At 44.2% G+C, this 18,916-nt stretch carries 13 protein-coding genes and 4 pseudogenes; 4 read left to right on the top strand and 13 right to left on the bottom strand.

What is annotated here, in order from left to right; all coding sequences use genetic code 11:
* Positions 1 to 240: 240 nt before the first annotated feature.
* The 6 genes and pseudogenes from MKY14_RS18565 to MKY14_RS30870 all read right to left on the bottom strand — a co-directional run.
* A complete protein-coding gene (locus MKY14_RS18565; protein WP_340977088.1) occupies positions 241 to 2,367 on the bottom strand; it encodes a hypothetical protein in 2,127 nt (708 codons plus the stop codon).
* Entirely contained in the window at positions 2,321 to 3,025 is a 705-nt protein-coding gene (locus tag MKY14_RS18570) for an S-layer homology domain-containing protein (RefSeq protein ID WP_340977089.1), read from the bottom strand. The genes MKY14_RS18565 and MKY14_RS18570 overlap by 47 nt, the downstream gene beginning before the upstream one ends.
* 392 nt (positions 3,026 to 3,417) lie before the next feature.
* A complete protein-coding gene (locus MKY14_RS30860; RefSeq protein ID WP_445669883.1) occupies positions 3,418 to 3,648 on the bottom strand; it encodes a GyrI-like domain-containing protein in 231 nt (76 codons plus the stop codon).
* Positions 3,649 to 3,674: 26 nt separating this feature from the next.
* Positions 3,675 to 4,343, bottom strand: a pseudogene (locus MKY14_RS18575) (AraC family transcriptional regulator); the annotation flags it as partial.
* Positions 4,344 to 4,897: 554 nt separating this feature from the next.
* A complete protein-coding gene (locus MKY14_RS30865; protein ID WP_445669884.1) occupies positions 4,898 to 5,770 on the bottom strand; it encodes a hypothetical protein in 873 nt (290 codons plus the stop codon).
* Positions 5,747 to 6,792, bottom strand: a pseudogene (locus MKY14_RS30870) (protein prkA); the annotation flags it as partial. The pseudogene MKY14_RS30870 and the gene MKY14_RS30865, both read right to left, overlap by 24 nt.
* A gap of 194 nt (positions 6,793 to 6,986) precedes the next feature.
* Here MKY14_RS30870 and MKY14_RS18585 point away from each other — a divergent pair.
* Both MKY14_RS18585 and MKY14_RS18590 read left to right on the top strand, forming a co-directional pair.
* Positions 6,987 to 7,487, top strand: a pseudogene (locus tag MKY14_RS18585) (DUF2161 family putative PD-(D/E)XK-type phosphodiesterase); the annotation flags it as partial.
* Between the two features lie 308 nt (positions 7,488 to 7,795).
* A pseudogene (locus MKY14_RS18590) lies at positions 7,796 to 7,957 on the top strand (DUF2161 family putative PD-(D/E)XK-type phosphodiesterase); the annotation flags it as partial.
* Positions 7,958 to 8,884: 927 nt separating this feature from the next.
* Here the strand turns inward: MKY14_RS18590 and MKY14_RS18595 are convergent.
* Entirely contained in the window at positions 8,885 to 10,102 is a 1,218-nt protein-coding gene (locus MKY14_RS18595) for an aminotransferase-like domain-containing protein (protein WP_036684431.1), read from the bottom strand.
* A gap of 144 nt (positions 10,103 to 10,246) precedes the next feature.
* A complete protein-coding gene (locus MKY14_RS18600) occupies positions 10,247 to 10,903 on the bottom strand; it encodes a response regulator transcription factor (RefSeq protein ID WP_036684433.1) in 657 nt (218 codons plus the stop codon).
* Positions 10,904 to 11,187: 284 nt separating this feature from the next.
* On the opposite strand from MKY14_RS18600, the gene MKY14_RS18605 reads away from it, so the two are divergent.
* Together MKY14_RS18605 and MKY14_RS18610 are read left to right on the top strand one after the other, a co-directional pair.
* Positions 11,188 to 11,595, top strand: a complete 408-nt coding sequence (locus tag MKY14_RS18605; RefSeq protein WP_036684435.1) for a hypothetical protein — start codon at positions 11,188 to 11,190, stop codon at positions 11,593 to 11,595.
* Positions 11,592 to 12,656, top strand: coding sequence for a phosphodiester glycosidase family protein (locus tag MKY14_RS18610; protein WP_139331019.1), 1,065 nt, complete (start codon positions 11,592 to 11,594; stop codon positions 12,654 to 12,656). Before MKY14_RS18605 ends, MKY14_RS18610 begins: the two co-directional genes overlap by 4 nt.
* Before the next feature lie 347 nt (positions 12,657 to 13,003).
* Here MKY14_RS18610 and MKY14_RS18615 read toward each other — a convergent pair whose 3' ends face one another.
* The 5 genes from MKY14_RS18615 to MKY14_RS18635 form a co-directional block, all read right to left on the bottom strand.
* Positions 13,004 to 13,258 (bottom strand): AbrB/MazE/SpoVT family DNA-binding domain-containing protein, encoded by a 255-nt coding sequence (locus MKY14_RS18615; RefSeq protein ID WP_036684437.1) that lies wholly within the window; start codon positions 13,256 to 13,258, stop codon positions 13,004 to 13,006.
* 126 nt (positions 13,259 to 13,384) lie between these two features.
* Entirely contained in the window at positions 13,385 to 13,849 is a 465-nt protein-coding gene (gene trmL / locus MKY14_RS18620) for a tRNA (uridine(34)/cytosine(34)/5-carboxymethylaminomethyluridine(34)-2'-O)-methyltransferase TrmL (protein WP_076218323.1), read from the bottom strand.
* 124 nt (positions 13,850 to 13,973) lie between these two features.
* Positions 13,974 to 15,062 carry a 3-phosphoserine/phosphohydroxythreonine transaminase gene (serC, locus tag MKY14_RS18625; protein WP_036684441.1) on the bottom strand — a complete coding sequence of 363 codons (1,089 nt, stop codon included), beginning with the start codon at positions 15,060 to 15,062 and terminating at the stop codon, positions 13,974 to 13,976.
* 106 nt (positions 15,063 to 15,168) lie between these two features.
* Positions 15,169 to 16,056: a hypothetical protein gene (locus tag MKY14_RS18630; protein ID WP_340393768.1), complete on the bottom strand. Its 888-nt coding sequence runs from the start codon at positions 16,054 to 16,056 to the stop codon at positions 15,169 to 15,171.
* Positions 16,057 to 16,167: 111 nt separating this feature from the next.
* Positions 16,168 to 18,906 carry a GH36-type glycosyl hydrolase domain-containing protein gene (locus tag MKY14_RS18635; RefSeq protein WP_340393767.1) on the bottom strand — a complete coding sequence of 913 codons (2,739 nt, stop codon included), beginning with the start codon at positions 18,904 to 18,906 and terminating at the stop codon, positions 16,168 to 16,170.
* Positions 18,907 to 18,916: the final 10 nt, after the last annotated feature.

Consider the following 18,916-nt stretch of genomic DNA (forward strand, 5'->3'; position numbering starts at 1 on the left):
CACTCCCTGTTATTTTCGAATTACCTTACTTATTGACTCTATTACACTACGGAAGATCATACTCGTCAAACATAAACTGATTAGATAAAAAAACACCCCAAAATTATCAATGGTTTCCATATGGAAGTTCCAATGTTTTGGGATGCAAACTCACTCATATACCCTATAAGATTAAGATGATAGGATTGATCAATCGTCATATTTTGTTATGAGTCTTCCGGTAAATAAAGCCGAAGTTCATTATGGCACTAGAATATTTAATAGATTCGGGTCAGACTGACCCTCAGCAATGGTGAAGGTATAGTTAAATGGGATTTGATCTTCACCGTTAAATAAACTATTCACTTGATAAGTACCCTCTGGCAAAAACAACTTAAACTCCCCTGAGAATATAGGGGCTGTGTAAAAAGACTGAGAACCATCTTCATTATTTTTATAAACAGTTATCGATCCATATCTAAAGATTCTTCCATCTGCATTTTTTATCGTTCCGTTGTATCCTTTCGGTATTGTAATGGCTAATGGATTTGGTGTGGTCTTTCCATTATTCACTGTAAATCTATAGTCAATTGAAATCCGACTTGACATATTAACAGGATAGAAACCATCGGCTTGATAAGAACCGTCAGGTAAAAATAAGCTATAATTCCCCCCGTAAATTTGAGCATAATAAATACTTAATTCTGGAGTATCTGTTCTATGCACCATAAGTGTTCCAGAAGGAACTGCTACCCCTTCCGAATTAACTATAGTCCCCTTGATTTTTGAAGGAATGACTATATCAATTTGACTTGGCTCAGTCAGCCCATTAACAATTTTGAATGTGTAATATAGTGAAATTTGCTCTTCAGTAGCATAATTATTCTGGTTTTTTATTAGATAGTCTCCATCAGGTAAATACAAAGTGAATTTACCATCTTTGATCGGCGCACTGAACCCGACAGATAAATTAGGTTCTATTCTTAAAATTAATAACGAACCATTACTTATTGAGGTACCATCTTGATATTTTATAGTTCCTTCATGCCTCTCTGGAATTACAATATCAAGCGAGCTAGGAATAGGTTTCTCATTAGATACCTTAAAGGTATAGAAAAGCGAAATAAAATCTGAAGAATTCAAATCAGATACTTTTGTGATCTGGTAATCCCCATCGTACAAATTAATACTGAATTTCCCGTCAACCAATTTAGTCTCATAACCAATAGTCATATTATCTTGAACTTTACTTATATAAAGAATACCCTCTTTAAATATTTCCTTCCCATCTGCACGTATAATAGTTCCATTTACATTATACTGTTCTGGTTGCGGTGTTGGCCCTGGCGGTGTCGGTTCCGGAGTAAAAGTCGGCACCATTGTCGGAATTGGAGACAACGTTGGCAGTGGAGTCACGTCTGGCGTTGCTGATGGCGTGACTATCGGTGTTTCTGTTGGCGTTGCCGCTGGTGTCGCTGTTGGCGTTACTGTTGGCGTTGCCGCTGGTGTCGCTGTTGGCGTTGCCGTTGGTGTCGCTGTTGGCGTTGCCGCTGGTGTCGCTGTTGGCGTTGCCGCTGGTGTCGCTGTTGGCGTTGCTGTTGGCGTTGCCGCTGGTGTCGCTGTTGGCGTTACTGTTCCATCTGATGTTCCCGGGGACACTGGTGAAATTGGTGTTGTTACTGCTGGTGCCTGTGTAGGTGTTGCTGCCGGTCTATTTACACCACCAATATTCACATTCACATTTGATGGGACATCTTTTCCAGCTTCTAAATTGCGTGGAGCATGTTCCATAGTAATTCCAGATGCATTTATAACCGCTTGATCAATAGTCCCATTCCCTACAACATTCGTGCTAGCGTTCATAATCAAAGAAAGAATACTAGCCCCATTGTTTAGCTTATTTCCACTTGCATCTTTATTAAAACTAAAATTTTGAACGCCGCCTTGTGGCAATCCAATATTGATATTTTGCGCCAAAACAATTACATTCTTAAAGCTTCCAAGCAAACTCATCTGCGAATCTTTAGGAAGCGCTTTGGATAGAGTAACTGTATGAATAGTAGCCCCACTAGAAGATTGAATTGTTGCAGGGGATTGAACTTGAATATCACTAATAACTGTAGAGCCTTCAACAACAATTCTAATAATCCCTGTCTTCTTATCAATGATCACCGAGGTTAGTCTAGCATTCTCAAAATGAACACTATGCGCTCCCCCACCGCTAACCGTAGTAACACCGTTAACAGTAACATTTTTTAAGAACACTTCTCCCTCAGCAATTCCTTCTGCTAGTAATAAGTTCCCTAAGATCGTCATGTTTTGTAGAGTTACATCAGAAGAGTTAATGATTACGTTTTGGCTTACTTTCTTCCCCTGTTGCAGGACCATAAGTACCCGCTATATCGTAAGAGAGGGTTCCAAATGAGGATTCACCCTTGATTGTTAACGATCTGTCCAAAATTACAACAGCCTCAGCACGAGTAGTAAACGATTCGGGATGAAAGGTGTTATCTGAATACCCCGACATAATACCCTTATCGTATACAGAGCCGATAGCTACTTTACTCCATAAAGGACTTGTTGATGTGTCGCTAAATTTATTAGCAGAATCGGAAGAAGGCAGTGCAAGTAATTTACTAACAATCACTGCAAACTCTTGACGTGTTACCTTTTTATTAGGTCCAAAGGATCCATCTGAATAACCTTGTATGTAACCAGCAGCATTTGCCGCTAAAAGACTAGAATAATACCAGTCTGAAGCTTTTACATCTTTAAAAGAACGTTCCTCCAACTCAACAAATCCAAATGACTTATTGATTAATGCAACCAATTCAGCCCTAGTAATCGAATGGTCAGGTTTAAAGCCCCCATCTGGATAACCTGATATTAGCCCCTTCTCCATCCATTTAGAAATTTGCGCTTCCGCCCAACTCCCTTGAATATCTGAAACCTTACTTGCGAAAACAGTACCTAAAGGTAATGAAGTTAAACAAACAATAAGCATGAATACAATAGCCTTTTTAGATAAAATCTTTTTAATAACCACGTTTCTCCTCCTACTTATCTACGAAATGAACTACAAACCACTTCTAATCCCTTAACTTCTAGTACAATAGTGCTAGATAATTCATAGAGATCATATCATATTGTTTTTTACATGGGTGTCTCTTTTTGTCGAGAGTAAGCAGATTTCATGTCTAAAAAATCCACCTAGGGATAGTCCTTTTAAGCATTAAAAAAAAGTCCGCAACTTAACTGTTGCGGACCTCCATCGACACCCTCATATCAACTTAATAACTGCACATGGCAAATGCTCAGGTGAACGTAACGTAAGGAAGTTTGAAAATGTAGGCGCGTAGCGTTCGCCTTTGTCAGCGACCTAAAGTCCAAACATTTCTGAAATTACAATTATCACCGCGCGGTCTTTGCCCTTATCGACTATTCAGTCAACTTTTTCACAGGAACGTAAATCTCCATCACTGTATCTGGCCGCGAATGGCGCTGTTCATCGTAAAACTCAAAATCCAGCTTAGTCTCGTCATAAACGTAACCACTGTCCTTAAACCATTCTTCGAAGATGTACTTCCAGCGCTTTTTATGACTTGGGCAAACTCTATTTGCTCTGTATCCGTTGAAGTATCCACTGGAGGTGTTGTAAACACGGCATATTCGGCTTCTGGCACATCCATCGTCAACATATCAGCTTCTACCTTGGAGTAGTCCTCAACAATAACACCCAAAAGATAGGTGGCATTGCCGTTATCTGAAGACGGAATACATAAACCAACTTCTCCGTGTTTAGGCGGGTTTAGTATTTTATACATTTTGGACTCCAGGTTTTCACCCTCATAATGGCTCCAAAAAGAAGCAATATCCTTAGTGTACATACTACCCGCAACATTAGTTTGGATACCATAACCAGCCACCTTAAAAGCAGGCTTACGAACAAAAACAGGATTCATAATATAACCTCCGATATCAAATATTGAATTTCCTTTACTAAACCCATCCATCCGTGCCGCATATTGTGTCGGACTATAACCAAAGGTTTTGCGAAAAGCTTTAGTAAAGCCACTTTGTGTTTCAAAACCATAGTCCAGCGCAATATCAATGATCTTTTTTCCAGCAAATAATTCAATTGAGGCTAAGGATAATTTTCGGCTCCGCACATACTCCATCACAGACATTTCTTTGCACAAGCTAAACACTCGGCAAAAATGATACACCGAATATCCGACCTCCGTCGCTATTTCTTCAACCGTTATATTTTCTTTAATATGAGCTTCTATATATTCAACACATTTTTCTATATCTTTACTGTAATTCAAGTGCAGCACCAGCCTTTCCCCGTACGGTGATTTCATTATATCAACTGCGCTGGAAATGGACTGTTCCTGTTTTGCTGAGCTGCATTATTGCCTGTATAGAAAAACAGAGCAGTGATCCTCCATTTACAAAAAGATCACAACTCTGCGTATTCTTAGTCACCATCATTTTGGGTAAGCCTCGAAGTAGACAACGCTGGATCCACGTAACTACTTACTCTTCAGTTCTGTTGCTCCCAACGACTGACTAAAGGACCCAGATGACGTTAATTGCAAAAATATCGCCTTTTGAGCGGAGTTTCGGACTCCAGTGCAGCTATTAGTCAAAAACGGCTCATATTTAGGGTTTTTCCTGCTAATAGCGACCATGGGGTCCGATAGCCTGCGAAATATGCTCAAAATCTACGTTTAGTGTCACCTGTGTCCTTTAGCAACTTCTTACGCACAACAGCCAAATTAGTCAGACGGGTTGCGGCGTTTAGATTAACATTAGGAGGGTAAAAGGAAGAAAATACAACATGGGAGGGCAAAAAAAGAGTGCTCCACAGCCATTTTCATGGCTTTTGGAACACCCCGCATAAATGAACTCTTTTTTAACGGTTAAGCAGACTTCCCACGTATTTCAGCAGCTCGTTGGCGCAAATTGGGCAGTAGTGATGTCCATCAATAAGTCTGGCGCATACCTCGTTGATTCGTTTGAGCTGACTTTCATCAGGTGTTTTGGACGAGGTGGTGATTTTGACAATATCTTTGAGATCTGTGAACAGCTTTTTCTCAATCGCTTCCCGCAGGCGGTCGTGGTTGTTGTACTCGAATTTCTTCCCTTTGCGTGAATACGCAGAAATCCGGATCAGGATCTCTTCACGGAACGCTTTTTTTGCATTCTCAGAGATTCCAATTTGCTCTTCAATCGAACGCATTAACCGTTCATCCGGCTCCATTTCCTCATCCGTCAGCGGATCACGAATTTTCGACCAGTTGCAGAAAGCTTCGATATTATCTAGATAATTCTCGAAAAGTGTCTTCGCAGATTCCTCAAAGGAGTAGACAAATGCCTTTTGTACTTCGCTTTTCGCTAAAATATCATATTCCTTGCGGGCAATGGAGATGAAGTTCAGATAACGCTCCCGCTCCTCTTTTGTAATCGATGGATGCTGATCCAGGCCATCCTTTATCGCCCGCAGGACATCCAGTGCGTTCATGCACTGCAGATCTCCTTTGATCAGAGCGCTGGAAATGCGGTTGATAACATAACGCGGATCAATTCCGGACATGCCCTCATCTAAATACTCCGTTTGCATCTCTTTAAGATCGGCCTCTTTATAGCCTTCGACCTCTTCGCCATCGTACATCCGCAGCTTTTTGATCAGATCCATACCTTGTTTTTTGCTTTCTTTAAGACGGGTTAGGATAGAAAAAATAGCGGCGGCACGCAGCGCATGTGGTGCAATATGCACATGACTCATATCACTCTGGGCGATCAGCTTCGCGTAGATTTTTTCCTCTTCCGAAACCCTGAGGTTATACGGAACAGGCATAACAATCATACGGGATTGGAGCGCTTCATTCTTTTTATTAGAAATAAACGACTTATACTCGGTTTCATTTGTATGAGCAATTATCATTTCGTCCGCACTTATCAACGCGAAGCGGCCAGCCTTGAAATTGCCTTCTTGCGTCAGTGACAGCAGGTTCCATAAAAACTTTTCGTCGCATTTGAGCATTTCCTGAAATTCCATCAGCCCACGGTTAGCTTTGTTCAACTCCCCATCAAAACGGTAGGCACGCGGATCAGATTCCGAACCAAATTCAGTAATGGTCGAAAAATCAATACTTCCTGTCAAATCGGCGATATCCTGAGACTTCGGATCAGATGGACTAAAAGTACCAATCCCTACCCGCTCTTCTTCTGACAAAATAACACGCGTCACCTTAACTTGCTCAATGTCACCAGCATAATCATTTCTTAGACGCATCTGGCAGGATGGGCACAAGTTGCCCTCAATACGTACACCAAGTTCCTTCTCAATCTCCGGACGGAGCTCCAGCGGGATCAAATGCAGCGGGTCCTCATGCATCGGGCAGCCTTCTATTGCGTATACCGCACCCGCATCTGTCCGCGAGTACTGTTCCAAACCACGTTTAAGCGGCGTGACCAGGGTCGATTTCCCCCACTGACAGGTCCCATCAATAACAAAATCCGTTTGCGAACATCAAGCCGACGTGCTGCAGAGTGAAAATATTCCTCGACCAACTTTTCGACTGCACGATCAAGTCCAAAAATCTCCTGTTCAAAAAACTTATACCGTTTGCGTCCGTTTATGTCCTCTACGCCGTGCGACTTAATCATGTCATAAACGCGGGAGTGAGCGGTTTTTGCGGGAGAGGGGTCTTTTCTCAACAGTTCTATATACTGCTTGAAGGTGCCGCTCCACGCCAACCGGTCGTTCTCAGCCCGATACGAAGCTATACGCTCAAAAATGTCCATTGCTCGCTGCCTCCTCTTGCGCTCCTACTTGCTCTTCTACTTGCTCTCCTATAGCGTTAAAAAGTGTATTACATACCTATGCGGCAAGCGCGGAATAGTTGACCTCTTTTTTACTGTGCTATAATAGAGAATCAGAAAATGGCTGTAAAACCTTATTGGGAAACCCGAAAATAAAGGCCTACGGGAGTGACAAGATGGCGGTACGACATGAAACGGAGCTATATGCTCCTTTGAAGATTTTTTTTGAAAAGCAGGGTTACAGCATCAAAGGTGAGGTTCGGACCTGCGATTTGGTGGGGATTCGGGAGGACGTTGAACAGCCTCTGATCGTGGAGATGAAAAAATCATTCAATCTCGCCTTACTGCTGCAAGGGGTAGAACGGTTGAAGCTCAGTCCCACCGTCTATCTCGCAGTGGAACGTGTCCGTGATAAAAAAGGAGCGGTGAACCAGCGCTGGGGCGAGCTTAGCGGATTATGCCGCCGGCTCGGTCTTGGGCTGATCACTGTTATCTTTTATAAGACCAAAGCACCGCTGGTCGAGGTGCTCGTAGAGCCAGACGAGAAGCCGCCTGCGCAGCGCAGCAATAAGCGGCGGCGCGAACGCCTGCTCTATGAGTTCCGCGAGCGCAGCGGAGACTACAACACCGGCGGCAGCACGCGCGTCAAGCTCGTGACGGCCTACCGCGAGAAAGCGCGCGTGTCGCGCTTTCTCTGCAAGCGCGGAGGCGGACGCCGCCGCCGCTGCAGAGAAGGACTGCGAAGGCTTCACTTGCAGCAGCCAAACGTTCAGCGGCGGGCACCGCTGAACAGGTTCCGGCGCTGAGCTCAGCGCCGGAGAGCCGTGCTGCCGGGGACGCGGCAGCACGGGAGGCGCTGGCGGCAGGCACGCGAAGCGGTGCCCCTAGCGCTGCCTCAAGCACGCTTCCAGCGGCCGTATTGGCCGCAGGAAGCGCTCCCCGCTCGGCCGGTATCACTCCGGCCGAGCTGCGGAAGCGTAGCGGCGTACCCACCGCCGCCGCTATGCTTCAGAATAACTACTACGGCTGGTTTCACCGGGTAAGCCGTGGGCGTTACACCCTAACCCCAGCCGGTCATGCGGCGCTGGTGGAATATGCCGCGATAACAAGCGGCGTACCCAATAACAGCAAACATCCCATTAATTAGCTAACCTAGCCTGGACAGTACTTCTATCGACTATTTCTTTTTAGTCGGGTCTTATTCTTTTAGCTCGGTTCTAATCATTTACTCAGACTTTAAACTTATTATTCTGATGCACACATAACATGTGTAAATAACGCCAAAAAGCATCCCAACTACGGGATGCTTTTTCGTATGTCTAATCTTATTTAAATCCTATCTCTGTGCATTCCATGTTCTTAACTTACACTTAACATATTAGTATCTGGTGCGTACCACGCTCTTACTACACTCATATCACATTTAGATTACATTTTTAATACACTAGTATCTCATACGTGTCATGTCTTATTTCACTCATATCTCATGAGTATCTCATACATACCACATTCGAATTGCATTCTTACCGCGTGTTTAACTCGCTCTTCCCGCATTCGTAAATCATTCTCATCACATTAGTAACTCTTTCGTACCACGTTCATATCTCACTCTTACCACGTTCATGTCTCATGCGTACCTCATCCAGCTCTACTTGACTGTACTTAACTAACTTATTTACAATCTTCGAACACGAGCGCTATTTACTAAATCATTCAAAGCAAAATAAGCTTTAAAAACACCATTCCGAAAAGGGCACACTAAGTTATTAGGGAAATCCTCCCCAATATTCTTCGATTCACGCGCTAAAAACCGCATTTTAGGGAATTCCTCCCTGATTTTCGCCAGATTTCCCCCTAAAACGGGGAATCCCTTGATTTTTTAGGGAGAAATTCCCTAAACAGTCCATTTTAGAGTTCAAATCGACCATTTTTAGGGAGGATTTCCCTAATTAATCTCACATCACGAACTTCGTCTTGCCCGACTTGTAATTCTGTCCTTGTTTTAGCTCTAAAAGTGTCTTGTGTTGTGTTTTCATCATTTCAATCATTTCATTCACAACTTTCATTCCACTACCTAACTCCGTGCTGTGAACTCCTTAACCGCTTCGCTCATCAGATTCATGCCAAGCAGCAGCTCATCCCGCCCGGGATGGCTAAAGTTAAGGCGAAGGTGATTGCTGACTCCATCTACACTACATAACGGACCTGGCAAAAAAGCCACTCCCTTACCTAGCGCACATTTGAGCAACGCCATAACATCCATTCCCTCTGGTGGTGCGACCCACAGGAACATGCCTCCTGATGGAAGGTCATAGGAGCTGCCCTTCCAAGCAGGCCGCTTGAGCAGTTCCACCATAAGCTTCAGACGGGTGTTATACTCTCGATTCAGCTGCGCGATATGCTCACGCAGATCAAACGCAGACACATCCAATAAATGATGCAGCAGCCGCTGATTTAATGCGCTCGACTGCCAATCGGCCATCTGCTTAGCCGCAGACATCATTCTGATCAAGACTCGGCTGCCTGCCGCCCAGCCCGTCCGCAGCGCGGGCGCAACGGTCTTGCTGAACGAACCGATATAAAGCACGTGTCCGCCATCGCTGATATTTTCCAGTGCATACAAAGACGGATATCTTTTAGCCTTGTGTTCACCCTGCTTCTGGAAGTGCAAATCCCCATAAGAATCATCTTCCACAATCAAGATGTTATATGCGATACATAAATCCAATACTGCGCGGCGTCTCTCCAAACTCCATAAAATGCCGCTTGGATTGGTAAAGCTAGGGGTTGCGAACAGCATTTTCGGCTTATGCAGCTCGATCTGGCTCCGCAAATGCTCCGGATCAAGCCCGTCCAAATCACCCTGTACAGGAATAATAACGGCCCCCTGCATCCGAAGAGTCTGCAAAAATCCTGGAGAGGTCGGATTTTCTACTAATACACGATCTCCTGGATCAATATACACCCGCGACAACAAATCAATGGCTTGCTGGCTACCCGTTGTTAGCAGAACTCCACCTTCAACAACATTTACCCCTTTTTCTTTAAGCCAATCCCCTGCAAGCCACTCCCGAAGCGGTCCGTACCCTGCAGGATCACCATATTGCAGTGCTCCCGCATCTGCTGAAATCACCGTAGATGCTGCTTCAGCAAGCAGTGACAATGGGAATAGTTCTTCCGCTGGTAATTCTTCAGCTAGCGATATCATGGAGCTTCTCCGTGTTTGGGTGCGGATACTAAGAAGCGATGACGACAACAATGTGTGTGCGCGAGCAGAAAATTCGTAAATCATGCGAAATCCCCCTTCCCTGTTACCAAGTAGAAACGGCTTCGTCATCCTCATCCAAGGATGGGATGGTTACCCATTCAACATGATATTCTTACTTCTACTCCAAGAATATTCCACCCCATACGTCATTATGTCGTAAAGCGTGGGTTAGGCGTAGATTTGCCTGTTTTGTCTTGAGAAGAGCGCGAATTTCTCAATCGCTTGTGCCCGGGTCGAAACATCTAGCTTTACATAGATTTTGCGCAAATAATTATCAATGGACCGACGGCTTACCGCAATTTCAAGCGCAATTTTATCGTAGGTAATCCCTTGAACGATTCGCTCCATGATAAACATCTCTGTCTCCGTCAGTTGTAAAACATCATCTAATCCTTTAAATGTCGAAATCGGCCAAGCTCCTTTTTCAATCCATTCCAAGGGCATTGAAAGAAAACCCTCCCGTAAACCCAGGATCAGCTGTAAAAGCTGACGGGGAGAAGCTCCCTTCGAGAATATCCCGCTGGCTCCTAGTTCTACGAGGGGCTGAAGCAGTTCTCGCCCGTCTTCGTCTGTCATCACGACAAAATGTGAGTTTGGTGAGCTTTTTTTCATATTTAACAGCACACTCTCAATATTCCCCTCAGGCATATGATAATCTACTAGCACTAGCTCGGGATTTTTTTCCCTTACGATGGTAGCGCCTTCGTCCCAAGTGGAATACATTCCCAGAACCTTAAGCCCCTCTTCCTCTTCCAAAATCAATTTTGTCCCCAGCATACTTGTAGGATGACACCCCACAATGACCACCTGCCAAACCTTCATCATTAATGCCCTGACCCCCTGCTCTATATATAATCATCTAGAAAGGAAAGCGCCGCAGCGTTTCCGGTTAAAACGCAAGCAAGGCTGTATGATGACTTGTCTGTATAATCTCTAGCTGGTTACCTTGTGTACGTCTATCAGAATTCCAATCTATAGAAATTGTATCGCAGTAGTTTAATAGGATGCAATTACTTTTTCTAGTTTTCATACTCTCTTACATTTTTGCGAATCTTGTCAAAGTCTGATAGAATGGGGACTTGAAAAAAAGACCAACCCGAGGTGATAAAATGCAACCGCTAGCGGAAACGTCCCCGGTACGCTCGCGCTCTACTACTGCGAGAAACGGCCCTTCCGTAAAATGGTTTTTACTGTTCTGGATTATGATGATCGGACTCGGCGTATATGCTGTATACAGCTACACGAACCATCTGAAGCAACAGGTGCTTACCGAACTTAGTACTCAGAGCCAGCAGCAGCTTACCGTTTTGAAGACCGACTATGAAGCAAAAATTGCCGTTCTCTCTGAAGAAGTGAAGGAATTGCAGAATACAGTGCAAAGCTTTAACGAACTATTAACCTTCACTAAAGATAATGCTAGTGCCAAGACAGATAACAGCAACAAGCTATATACGCAATTGAGTGAGGTAAGCAAACAGTTAGAAGCTTTGAAGAAAGAAATGGATCTGATCAAATGATGACGCCAGTCAAAAGAGTAAACCGCTTCTTCATGCTTCTAACTGCACCGTTCATAGGCTTGGTTATTTGTATGTCGTGGTATCGACCACCGCTACAGCTAGACCTTGATGTAGGACAATTCACACCAAGCGCTGGGCCAGTGAATGAAACAGCTTCCTTAAAAAAAGAGCTGACGCTGGCAGAGGCCTCCGCAGCTTACACCATTGATGCTGTCAGCGCTAGTGCCAAGCTATATAAAGAGACTACCACTACGATGAATAAGCTGGTCGAAACAGCACAGACTCAGGCGACCCGGCCTGAACTGATCTATAACCGCAGGATTTCAGCCAAGCTTGGTATACCTTCAGAGATCGTTACTAGCGACCGTATAAGAGTTGAGTTATATCGATTGAATCCAGGAAACTACAAAGCTTATGCGTTGAAAATCAAATTGAAGGACCCGACCGCTATGAAGATGAGCTTGGCGGAGACAGCCTCCGGTGCGGAAACTACTATGCATGCCGTACAGCGTAATGGTGCCATTGCTGGTATTAATGCGGGCGGCTTTGCAGATCAATCCGGAAAACGTTATCCCTTAAGCACAACTGTAGTGGATGGAAAGTATTTATACGGTTTTGAGCCGACGTACAAGGACCTAAGTTTTGTTGGGCTGAACAAATCCGGGCAATTAATCGGCGGGAAATTCTACAGTCGCGCACAATTAGATCAGCTAGATCCGGTATTCGGCGCCACCTTTGTGCCTGTCCTCCTTAAAAACAACATCAAAACACCCATACCCGAAAAGTGGAAAACATCCCCTAATCGGGCACCACGTACCGTGATCGGCAAATATAAAGATGATCAGATCCTGCTTTTTGTAGCGGATGGATATAATGAGTATGGCAGCTCTGGTGCACAGCTGGAGGAGATTCAGAACAAATTATCGAATATGGGTCTCGTAGATGCTTATAATTTAGATGGTGGTGGCTCTTCCTCATTGATCTTTAACGGAAGAGTTATCAATAAACCATCCGATGGAAATCTAAGAGCTGTGCCAACGAATTTTCTGTTTTTTAAATAATATAGTAAATTGTCTATGTAACATATCACATTTGCGTTTATTTTTATTAAATTGCAGGTTATAATCTTGATAACGAATACATTCGCTATTGGAGGTGCCAGTATGTCGTTCTCATTAACCTTTTGGATCGTAATGTTCGTATTTGTGTTATTTACGGTCGGCATCCTTACCTCATCTTACAACGACGACAAAACAAAAGGCCTATAAAGCCGATATGTCCCTGCAGCCACTTGGTGCGGGGGCATTTTTTGTATACATAAAAAAACTGCCCCCCAAGTAGAAGAGTTCTACGAAGAGGACAGTTTTTTTATAAGCTCTTGGCTGTCAAAATTCAAAATATGTACTTCTTAGGCATGTCTTGGCAATTGAGTCATTTCCGAAAGGCATGCAGAACAAATATAACGATCTTTATATTCGCTTACACCATCCATCGATCCACAGAAAACACATTTTGGACGGTAACGCTCCAAGATGATATGGTCACCCTGTACCAAAATTTCAACCGGGTCGCCTTCATTCATCTGATACCTTTTACGCAGGGACTTAGGCAGAACAATTCTACCCAACTGATCCACTTTGCGAACTACACCAGCAGGTTTCATAACTAACGTACACCTCTCCTGTTCAAGAAAAATTATTTAGTAGCTACTACTTATTTCGGCTCTTTCAATATATTTCGTTACCTAATTGTCGAATCCTGCTGAAAAAAATAAAAAATTTGTCTTTTTTTAAATAAGATTAGGGAAATCCAATTGTCGAAGCGCCTCGTACACAATAATTGCTGCCGAATTGGATAAATTCAGAGATCTCACAGCATCACTCATTGGCATGCGCATTTTTGTTTCTTTACCTGCTTCTAGAATCTCTGCAGAAAGCCCCTTCGTTTCCTTGCCAAAAACAAAAAAATCGCCATCTTGGAACTTAAAGTCGCTGTATCTTTTCTCTGCTTTCGTCGTTGCGTAAAAGAAACGCCCCTCGCTATATTTCTCCAAAACCTCAGCAAAGGAGTCGTGATATTCAATAGTAACAGCATGCCAATAGTCTAATCCTGCTCTTTTTAATGTAGCATCGTCTGTACGGAATCCGAGTGGACGAACCAAGTGAAGATGAGTGCCGGTAGCGGCGCAAGTACGCGCAATGTTGCCAGTATTGGCCGGAATTTCCGGCTCGACTAATACGATATGGAGTGCCATTATATGGTTCCTTCCTCTCTAAAGGCTTAATAGCCAGATGTTTTACTCTAGTGCCTAACCATAGCTTCTCCAAACAAACTGAAAACCTTCCACCAAGAAGGCGGAAGGTTATAGATAGAATTCATTAACCTTGAGTTTGCCGGAAATGGTTCATGAAATCGGATAGTGCTTTTACACTTTCGTAAGGAACTGCATTATAGATGGAAGCACGCAAGCCCCCAACACTGCGGTGACCCTTTAAGCCGACAAAACCTTCCAGTTCAGCAGCTTTGACAAACTGCTTTTCGAGTTCTTCTGATTGCATCCGGAAAGTAACGTTCATAATAGAGCGGCTGCCTTGTTCTGCAACACCACGGTAGAAACCGTCACTTCCATCGATGTGATCATATAACAGACCCGATTTTTCAAGGTTCTTGGAATGGATGCCAGCTAAGCCGCCTTGCTCCTCAATCCATTTTAATACTTCGTTCACCATATATACAGAGAAAGATGGAGGTGTATTGTAAAGAGAGTTATTCTTATAATGAGTGCTGTAACGCATGATAGTAGGAATGTTAGAAGGTGATTCTGCAAGCAATTCTTCTTTCGCGATAACTACAGTCACGCCTGAAGGTCCAAGGTTCTTTTGTGCTCCGGCATAGATCATTCCGAATTGGTTCACATCGATTGGACGGCAAAGTATATCACTAGACATATCCGCGATTAACGGAATCGAGCCTGCATCCGGAAATTCTGCATATTGCGTTCCTTCAATGGTCTCGTTGGAAGTAACATGAAGGTAAGCAGCATTCTCCGCAGCTTTGATCGAACTTAATTCAGGTATAGCCAAGAATTTCTTATCTTCGGAAGAAGCAGCAACATGAGCGCCTCCTACCAATTTGGCTTCTTTATAAGCTTTATCTGCCCAGCTACCTGTCATTACATAGCTACCTACTTGGCCTTCGGAAATCAAGTTCATAGGGATCATTGCAAACTGTGTGCTTGCTCCGCCTTGTACGAACAATACCTTATAGCCCTTCGGATTGCCGAGGAGCGAAAGCAGACGTTCCTGCGCTTCATTATGCACGGATTCGTAAATTGCACCACGGTGCGACATCTCCATGATAGACATTCCACTTTCCCGGAAATCAACAAACTCCGCTTGTGCGCGTTCCAGTACCGTAAGCGGCAATGCTGCCGGTCCGGCATTAAAATTGTATGCTCTCTTATTCAAAACTGCTCCCCACCCTTTCTCTCCTATCAATATGGATATGGTTATGATAGCAATATTCTCCCGCACCAGCAAGTATAATTATTCACATAAAAGGTTAAGACGGTACTCATTTCGCAGTGAAAAACCGGTAAGATCGGCGCCAGCTCTTGCTTTGACGCGGTAAAAGACTAATGTTCACAAATACTTCAGGAGAGACTACATGACCTTCTCCCCACAGGGCCATACGTTCTACTGGAAAGTCCCCACTCTCTCGCACGCCTGTTCCACTAGGCTTATGAACCAACTCCCAGGTGAACTCATTTTCCTGACCTTCCCAACCGCTCAACTTGCAATAAAAGGGTTTATCCGGTTCCTTTGACCAAGTAAGGGTATTCCCGGATACCTCTAGCAATTCTTTCGTATAGGAGGATTCTGGTTCTACTACCTTGAGTTCCCTCGGAAGACGCAGTTCGAAATCCTGCCCAATATTCAACCCGTCGATTCCGATGAAGTTGTGAATATATTCCTCCGTATGGAAAGGCTTTTGCCCTTTGTTATGCAGTTCATATGCAATTATTAATTGATCCCCCTGTAAAGAAATCGTTTTGGTTAGCTGCACAGCATATCCGTTGCTTTCCATTGGGTGGATCGTATATGTGACCGCATCATTCCCTGCTTCGATATCCTTACTAAAAGAGGTTAAGGGGAACTCCTCATTGAAACTGTATAATGGGGAAGTTCCTTTTTGTAATAATCCGACTCCGATTTTTGGAAACCAGCCTCCGATTGGTGCTTCATCATATCCAATTGCCCGGGAAATGCCAAACTCATTACAAAGCCCCTTGCCTCCAGTTCCTTCGCCTGGCTTCAAGCTTTCCGGCACACAAAACGTATGTTTCCCCTCTTCTAATGTCACCTGTGTAATAAATCCTGTCCAGTCAAAACGTGTGCCCTTATACTCTCCGATATCAGCGATATCGACAGTTAATATGCCATTTGACAGTCTGCAGCCCATACCTAACGCGCCCTTTCGTTCATTGTTACAATGAATAAATATTCATTATTGAAAAAAACGTCTGCAGCCGCTATGAATAACGGTGCAGACGTCTTAAAATATCGTATAAAGCTACGCCAATGTCACTTCAATCAAGTGGCATTTCTCTGTCTGCAGAGAGAGCAACTCTTCACGCGGAATAATCGCACTTTCTGAGCCGCGCTGCAGCGTCACCTCGCTGCCATTTAGGGTAACAGAGTGTATTTGATACTCCCCGTAGTTTAAGCTTCCTGTGGCTTTATAGACCACTTCAAACTCGCGATCCGCGAAGATTGTCTTAATAGAGGCCTTTCCCTCAGAATCAAACTGCTCTTTAACAAGCTTCGGTTCCAACAAAAGATCGCCTAGCTTACCTTTTACACCAAATACTTCAGTAACCATAGTTAACAGCAGCCAGCTCGCTGATCCTGTTAAATACGTATACATCCCTCTGCCTTGCTCGTTAATATACTCAGGAATTCCTGGGTATATGCGGGCTTTTGCAAAGTCAGTACTTAAGCTATACAGAGATTCTAATACTTTATGTCCTTCTTTCACATATCCGCGTTTATACAACGCATTGCCATACATGATGGTCATGTGACTGAACATAGCACCGTTCTCTTTATGTCCAAAGGCAAAGCCAAAGGCGCGACCCAGATTCTGCTGGATGCCTCCGAAACGGGAATTAAGTCTGTACCCAATTTTGTCATCCAGTAGATTACGATCCACGGCGGCAATGATATGCGGAATTTGCTCTGGCGCAGCTGCATGACCCATCAGCGGGAATACTTGACCTGTAAGCGTCATCCGAACGCCTTCTGCGAATTCCCCTTCCACTTGTTCTCCATCATTATTATAATAACCGTTAAACCAGCCTCCACCTTGTTCACTTTCCACCCACTCATTGCGGCGCAAGTGATTAAAGATCCACTCTGCTTTTTGTTCCAGATCGTCCGCTACTGTCTCTATGTCGAGTGCTGCACGAATACCGCTAACTTTGTTCGGAGCGGCAGCATAATATTGATTAAGTCTTTCATGCTTGCCTGATACAGATTCATAATCCACTTGCTCACCAAGCGAATCTAGCAATAGTTTCATTTCTTCTGCCAATTCAACTGTCTCTTGCCCTTTAGAAGTCTTTAGCGTACGCAGCACACGAGAAATATCCAATAAGTTACTTGCGTAGAATGCTGTGAAAGCTACACTCTCACCCCGGTCTGCGCCCATATCAAGACCATCATTCCAGTCTGCACCCTCCAGCAGGATATTATTGTGCTCTCCAACATTAAAGAACGGAACCAGATTTTGCAGCAGGATATGTTCCAGAATCGTACCTTTATAAACCTCACCAGAAGTTGTTCTGAGATCACTTCCTAGCGAGGTATCCCATGAAGTATCACGTTCCTTACAGCGACTCATAAAGGTATCGCGGAAATACGTCTGTTCCTGCAATAAGAAATCAAGATCACCACTCTGATCCAGATATAACATAGTAGTTAAGAACGGCCAAGCCCCATGATCCATCCACACCCGCGGGATGTTGTTACGGTCGGCAATAAATTCACCAGGCTGTTGACCGATAATAGTGGCATTACTACCATCTATTCTTACCCCAGCGTAGTTGTTCAGCAGTAAGCTCCGTACTTCAGCCGGTTCCATAATAAGGAGTGCTAGACAATCCTGCCAAAGATCCCGCCAGCCACGTCCGCCTCTTCCATAATCATGATAAGGCAAGAAGGAGTTACCATAAAGTCTTCTCAGCACGGGTTGAATCGTAACCCATTTCATCCATTGGTCAGCATCTGAATCACCGGTATGAAATTCTACCATATTCACTTTATCTGCCCAGAAGGCTTTAGTCTCCTCAAGCAAATGATCAAAAGCTTCAGATGTACCATATTTGTTCATCAAAGCATCCACGTCAATTCTCTCATTATGGATCGCCATAACTACTATATAAGAATGGCTGTCACCAGGAGACAGAGTAAGCGTCTCGTAACGAAGACCCCCGATAGCCTCATATCCCTCTCTTTGTACGCCTCCACCCTTGCCAATCTCCGGCGTGTTGTTCAGGATAACAGCTTCCGGCCAATCCAGGCTTCCACCTTCTCCAATGAACTCCTCCTGCACCGGAAAGAACCCCGCAGGTTGACTGCCGTCACCCTCTGCACCAAATACTCCATAAGAAGTGTGATTGATGCGGTGTCCCCGCTCATCAAAGGAGAGCGCAGGCTGAACCTCAACACCATAGGGTGAAGTATAAATCCGGTTAAGCAAAGAGGTTACATGTCTATGATCGCGCAGATCATCCGCCGAACGCGCGTAAATCGGAACTACCGCTGTCGGTGTCAGCGTAATAGCCTCTGCTGCTGTATTGGTCAACGTAACCTTCATTAATTCGACTTTATCATTACCACTTGGTACAAAGCTGGTGATTTCAGCTTTAACACCCATCTCTGCGTTACAACGCGTTACGCGTTGCCACAAGAAACCAGCCTCTAGTACTGCTTCATCAGTAGAGGATGTATAAAAATCGGCATTTTGCTTAGCGGAGTTCCCCACTGCCGACCAAGCTCCCTTGCCGTCTACGTATACCCAGAAGTTGCGGGAAGCCCGCGAATTATGCAAATCTTCAACAGATAATGGCGGTGTTAAAAATGTATTATGACCTGTGGTAACCTGACCATGAAGTTTTGGAGTTACTGTCGACATCATTCCCCCTTCATTCACTAGAGGGAAATATAGAAAACTGCTGCGATCCGGTTGCTGAAGCCTGAATTCCCCATCATTTCCGGTGAATTCGAAGCCATGAATTTTATTACGATCCATTCTCTCCATC

Source organism: Paenibacillus sp. FSL R5-0887, from assembly GCF_038002305.1.
GTDB lineage: Bacteria > Bacillota > Bacilli > Paenibacillales > Paenibacillaceae > Paenibacillus_AQ > Paenibacillus_AQ odorifer.

Bases quoted from the DNA above. Each gene is read 5' to 3' on its own strand.
- MKY14_RS18615 (WP_036684437.1), bottom strand. From the start codon at position 13,258: ATGAAACCTGCTGGTGTAGTTCGCAAAGTGGATCAGTTGGGTAGAATT.
- MKY14_RS18600 (WP_036684433.1), bottom strand. From the start codon at position 10,903: ATGATGAAGGTTTGGCAGGTGGTCATTGTGGGGTGTCATCCTACAAGT.
- MKY14_RS18630 (WP_340393768.1), bottom strand. From the start codon at position 16,056: ATGGGCTGCAGACTGTCAAATGGCATATTAACTGTCGATATCGCTGAT.
- MKY14_RS18610 (WP_139331019.1), top strand. From the start codon at position 11,592: ATGATGACGCCAGTCAAAAGAGTAAACCGCTTCTTCATGCTTCTAACT.
- MKY14_RS30865 (WP_445669884.1), bottom strand. From the start codon at position 5,770: ATGAGTCATGTGCATATTGCACCACATGCGCTGCGTGCCGCCGCTATT.
- MKY14_RS18635 (WP_340393767.1), bottom strand. From the start codon at position 18,906: ATGGATCGTAATAAAATTCATGGCTTCGAATTCACCGGAAATGATGGG.
- MKY14_RS18595 (WP_036684431.1), bottom strand. From the start codon at position 10,102: ATGATTTACGAATTTTCTGCTCGCGCACACACATTGTTGTCGTCATCG.
- MKY14_RS18605 (WP_036684435.1), top strand. From the start codon at position 11,188: ATGCAACCGCTAGCGGAAACGTCCCCGGTACGCTCGCGCTCTACTACT.
- trmL (WP_076218323.1), bottom strand. From the start codon at position 13,849: ATGGCACTCCATATCGTATTAGTCGAGCCGGAAATTCCGGCCAATACT.
- MKY14_RS18565 (WP_340977088.1), bottom strand. From the start codon at position 2,367: ATGGTCCTGCAACAGGGGAAGAAAGTAAGCCAAAACGTAATCATTAAC.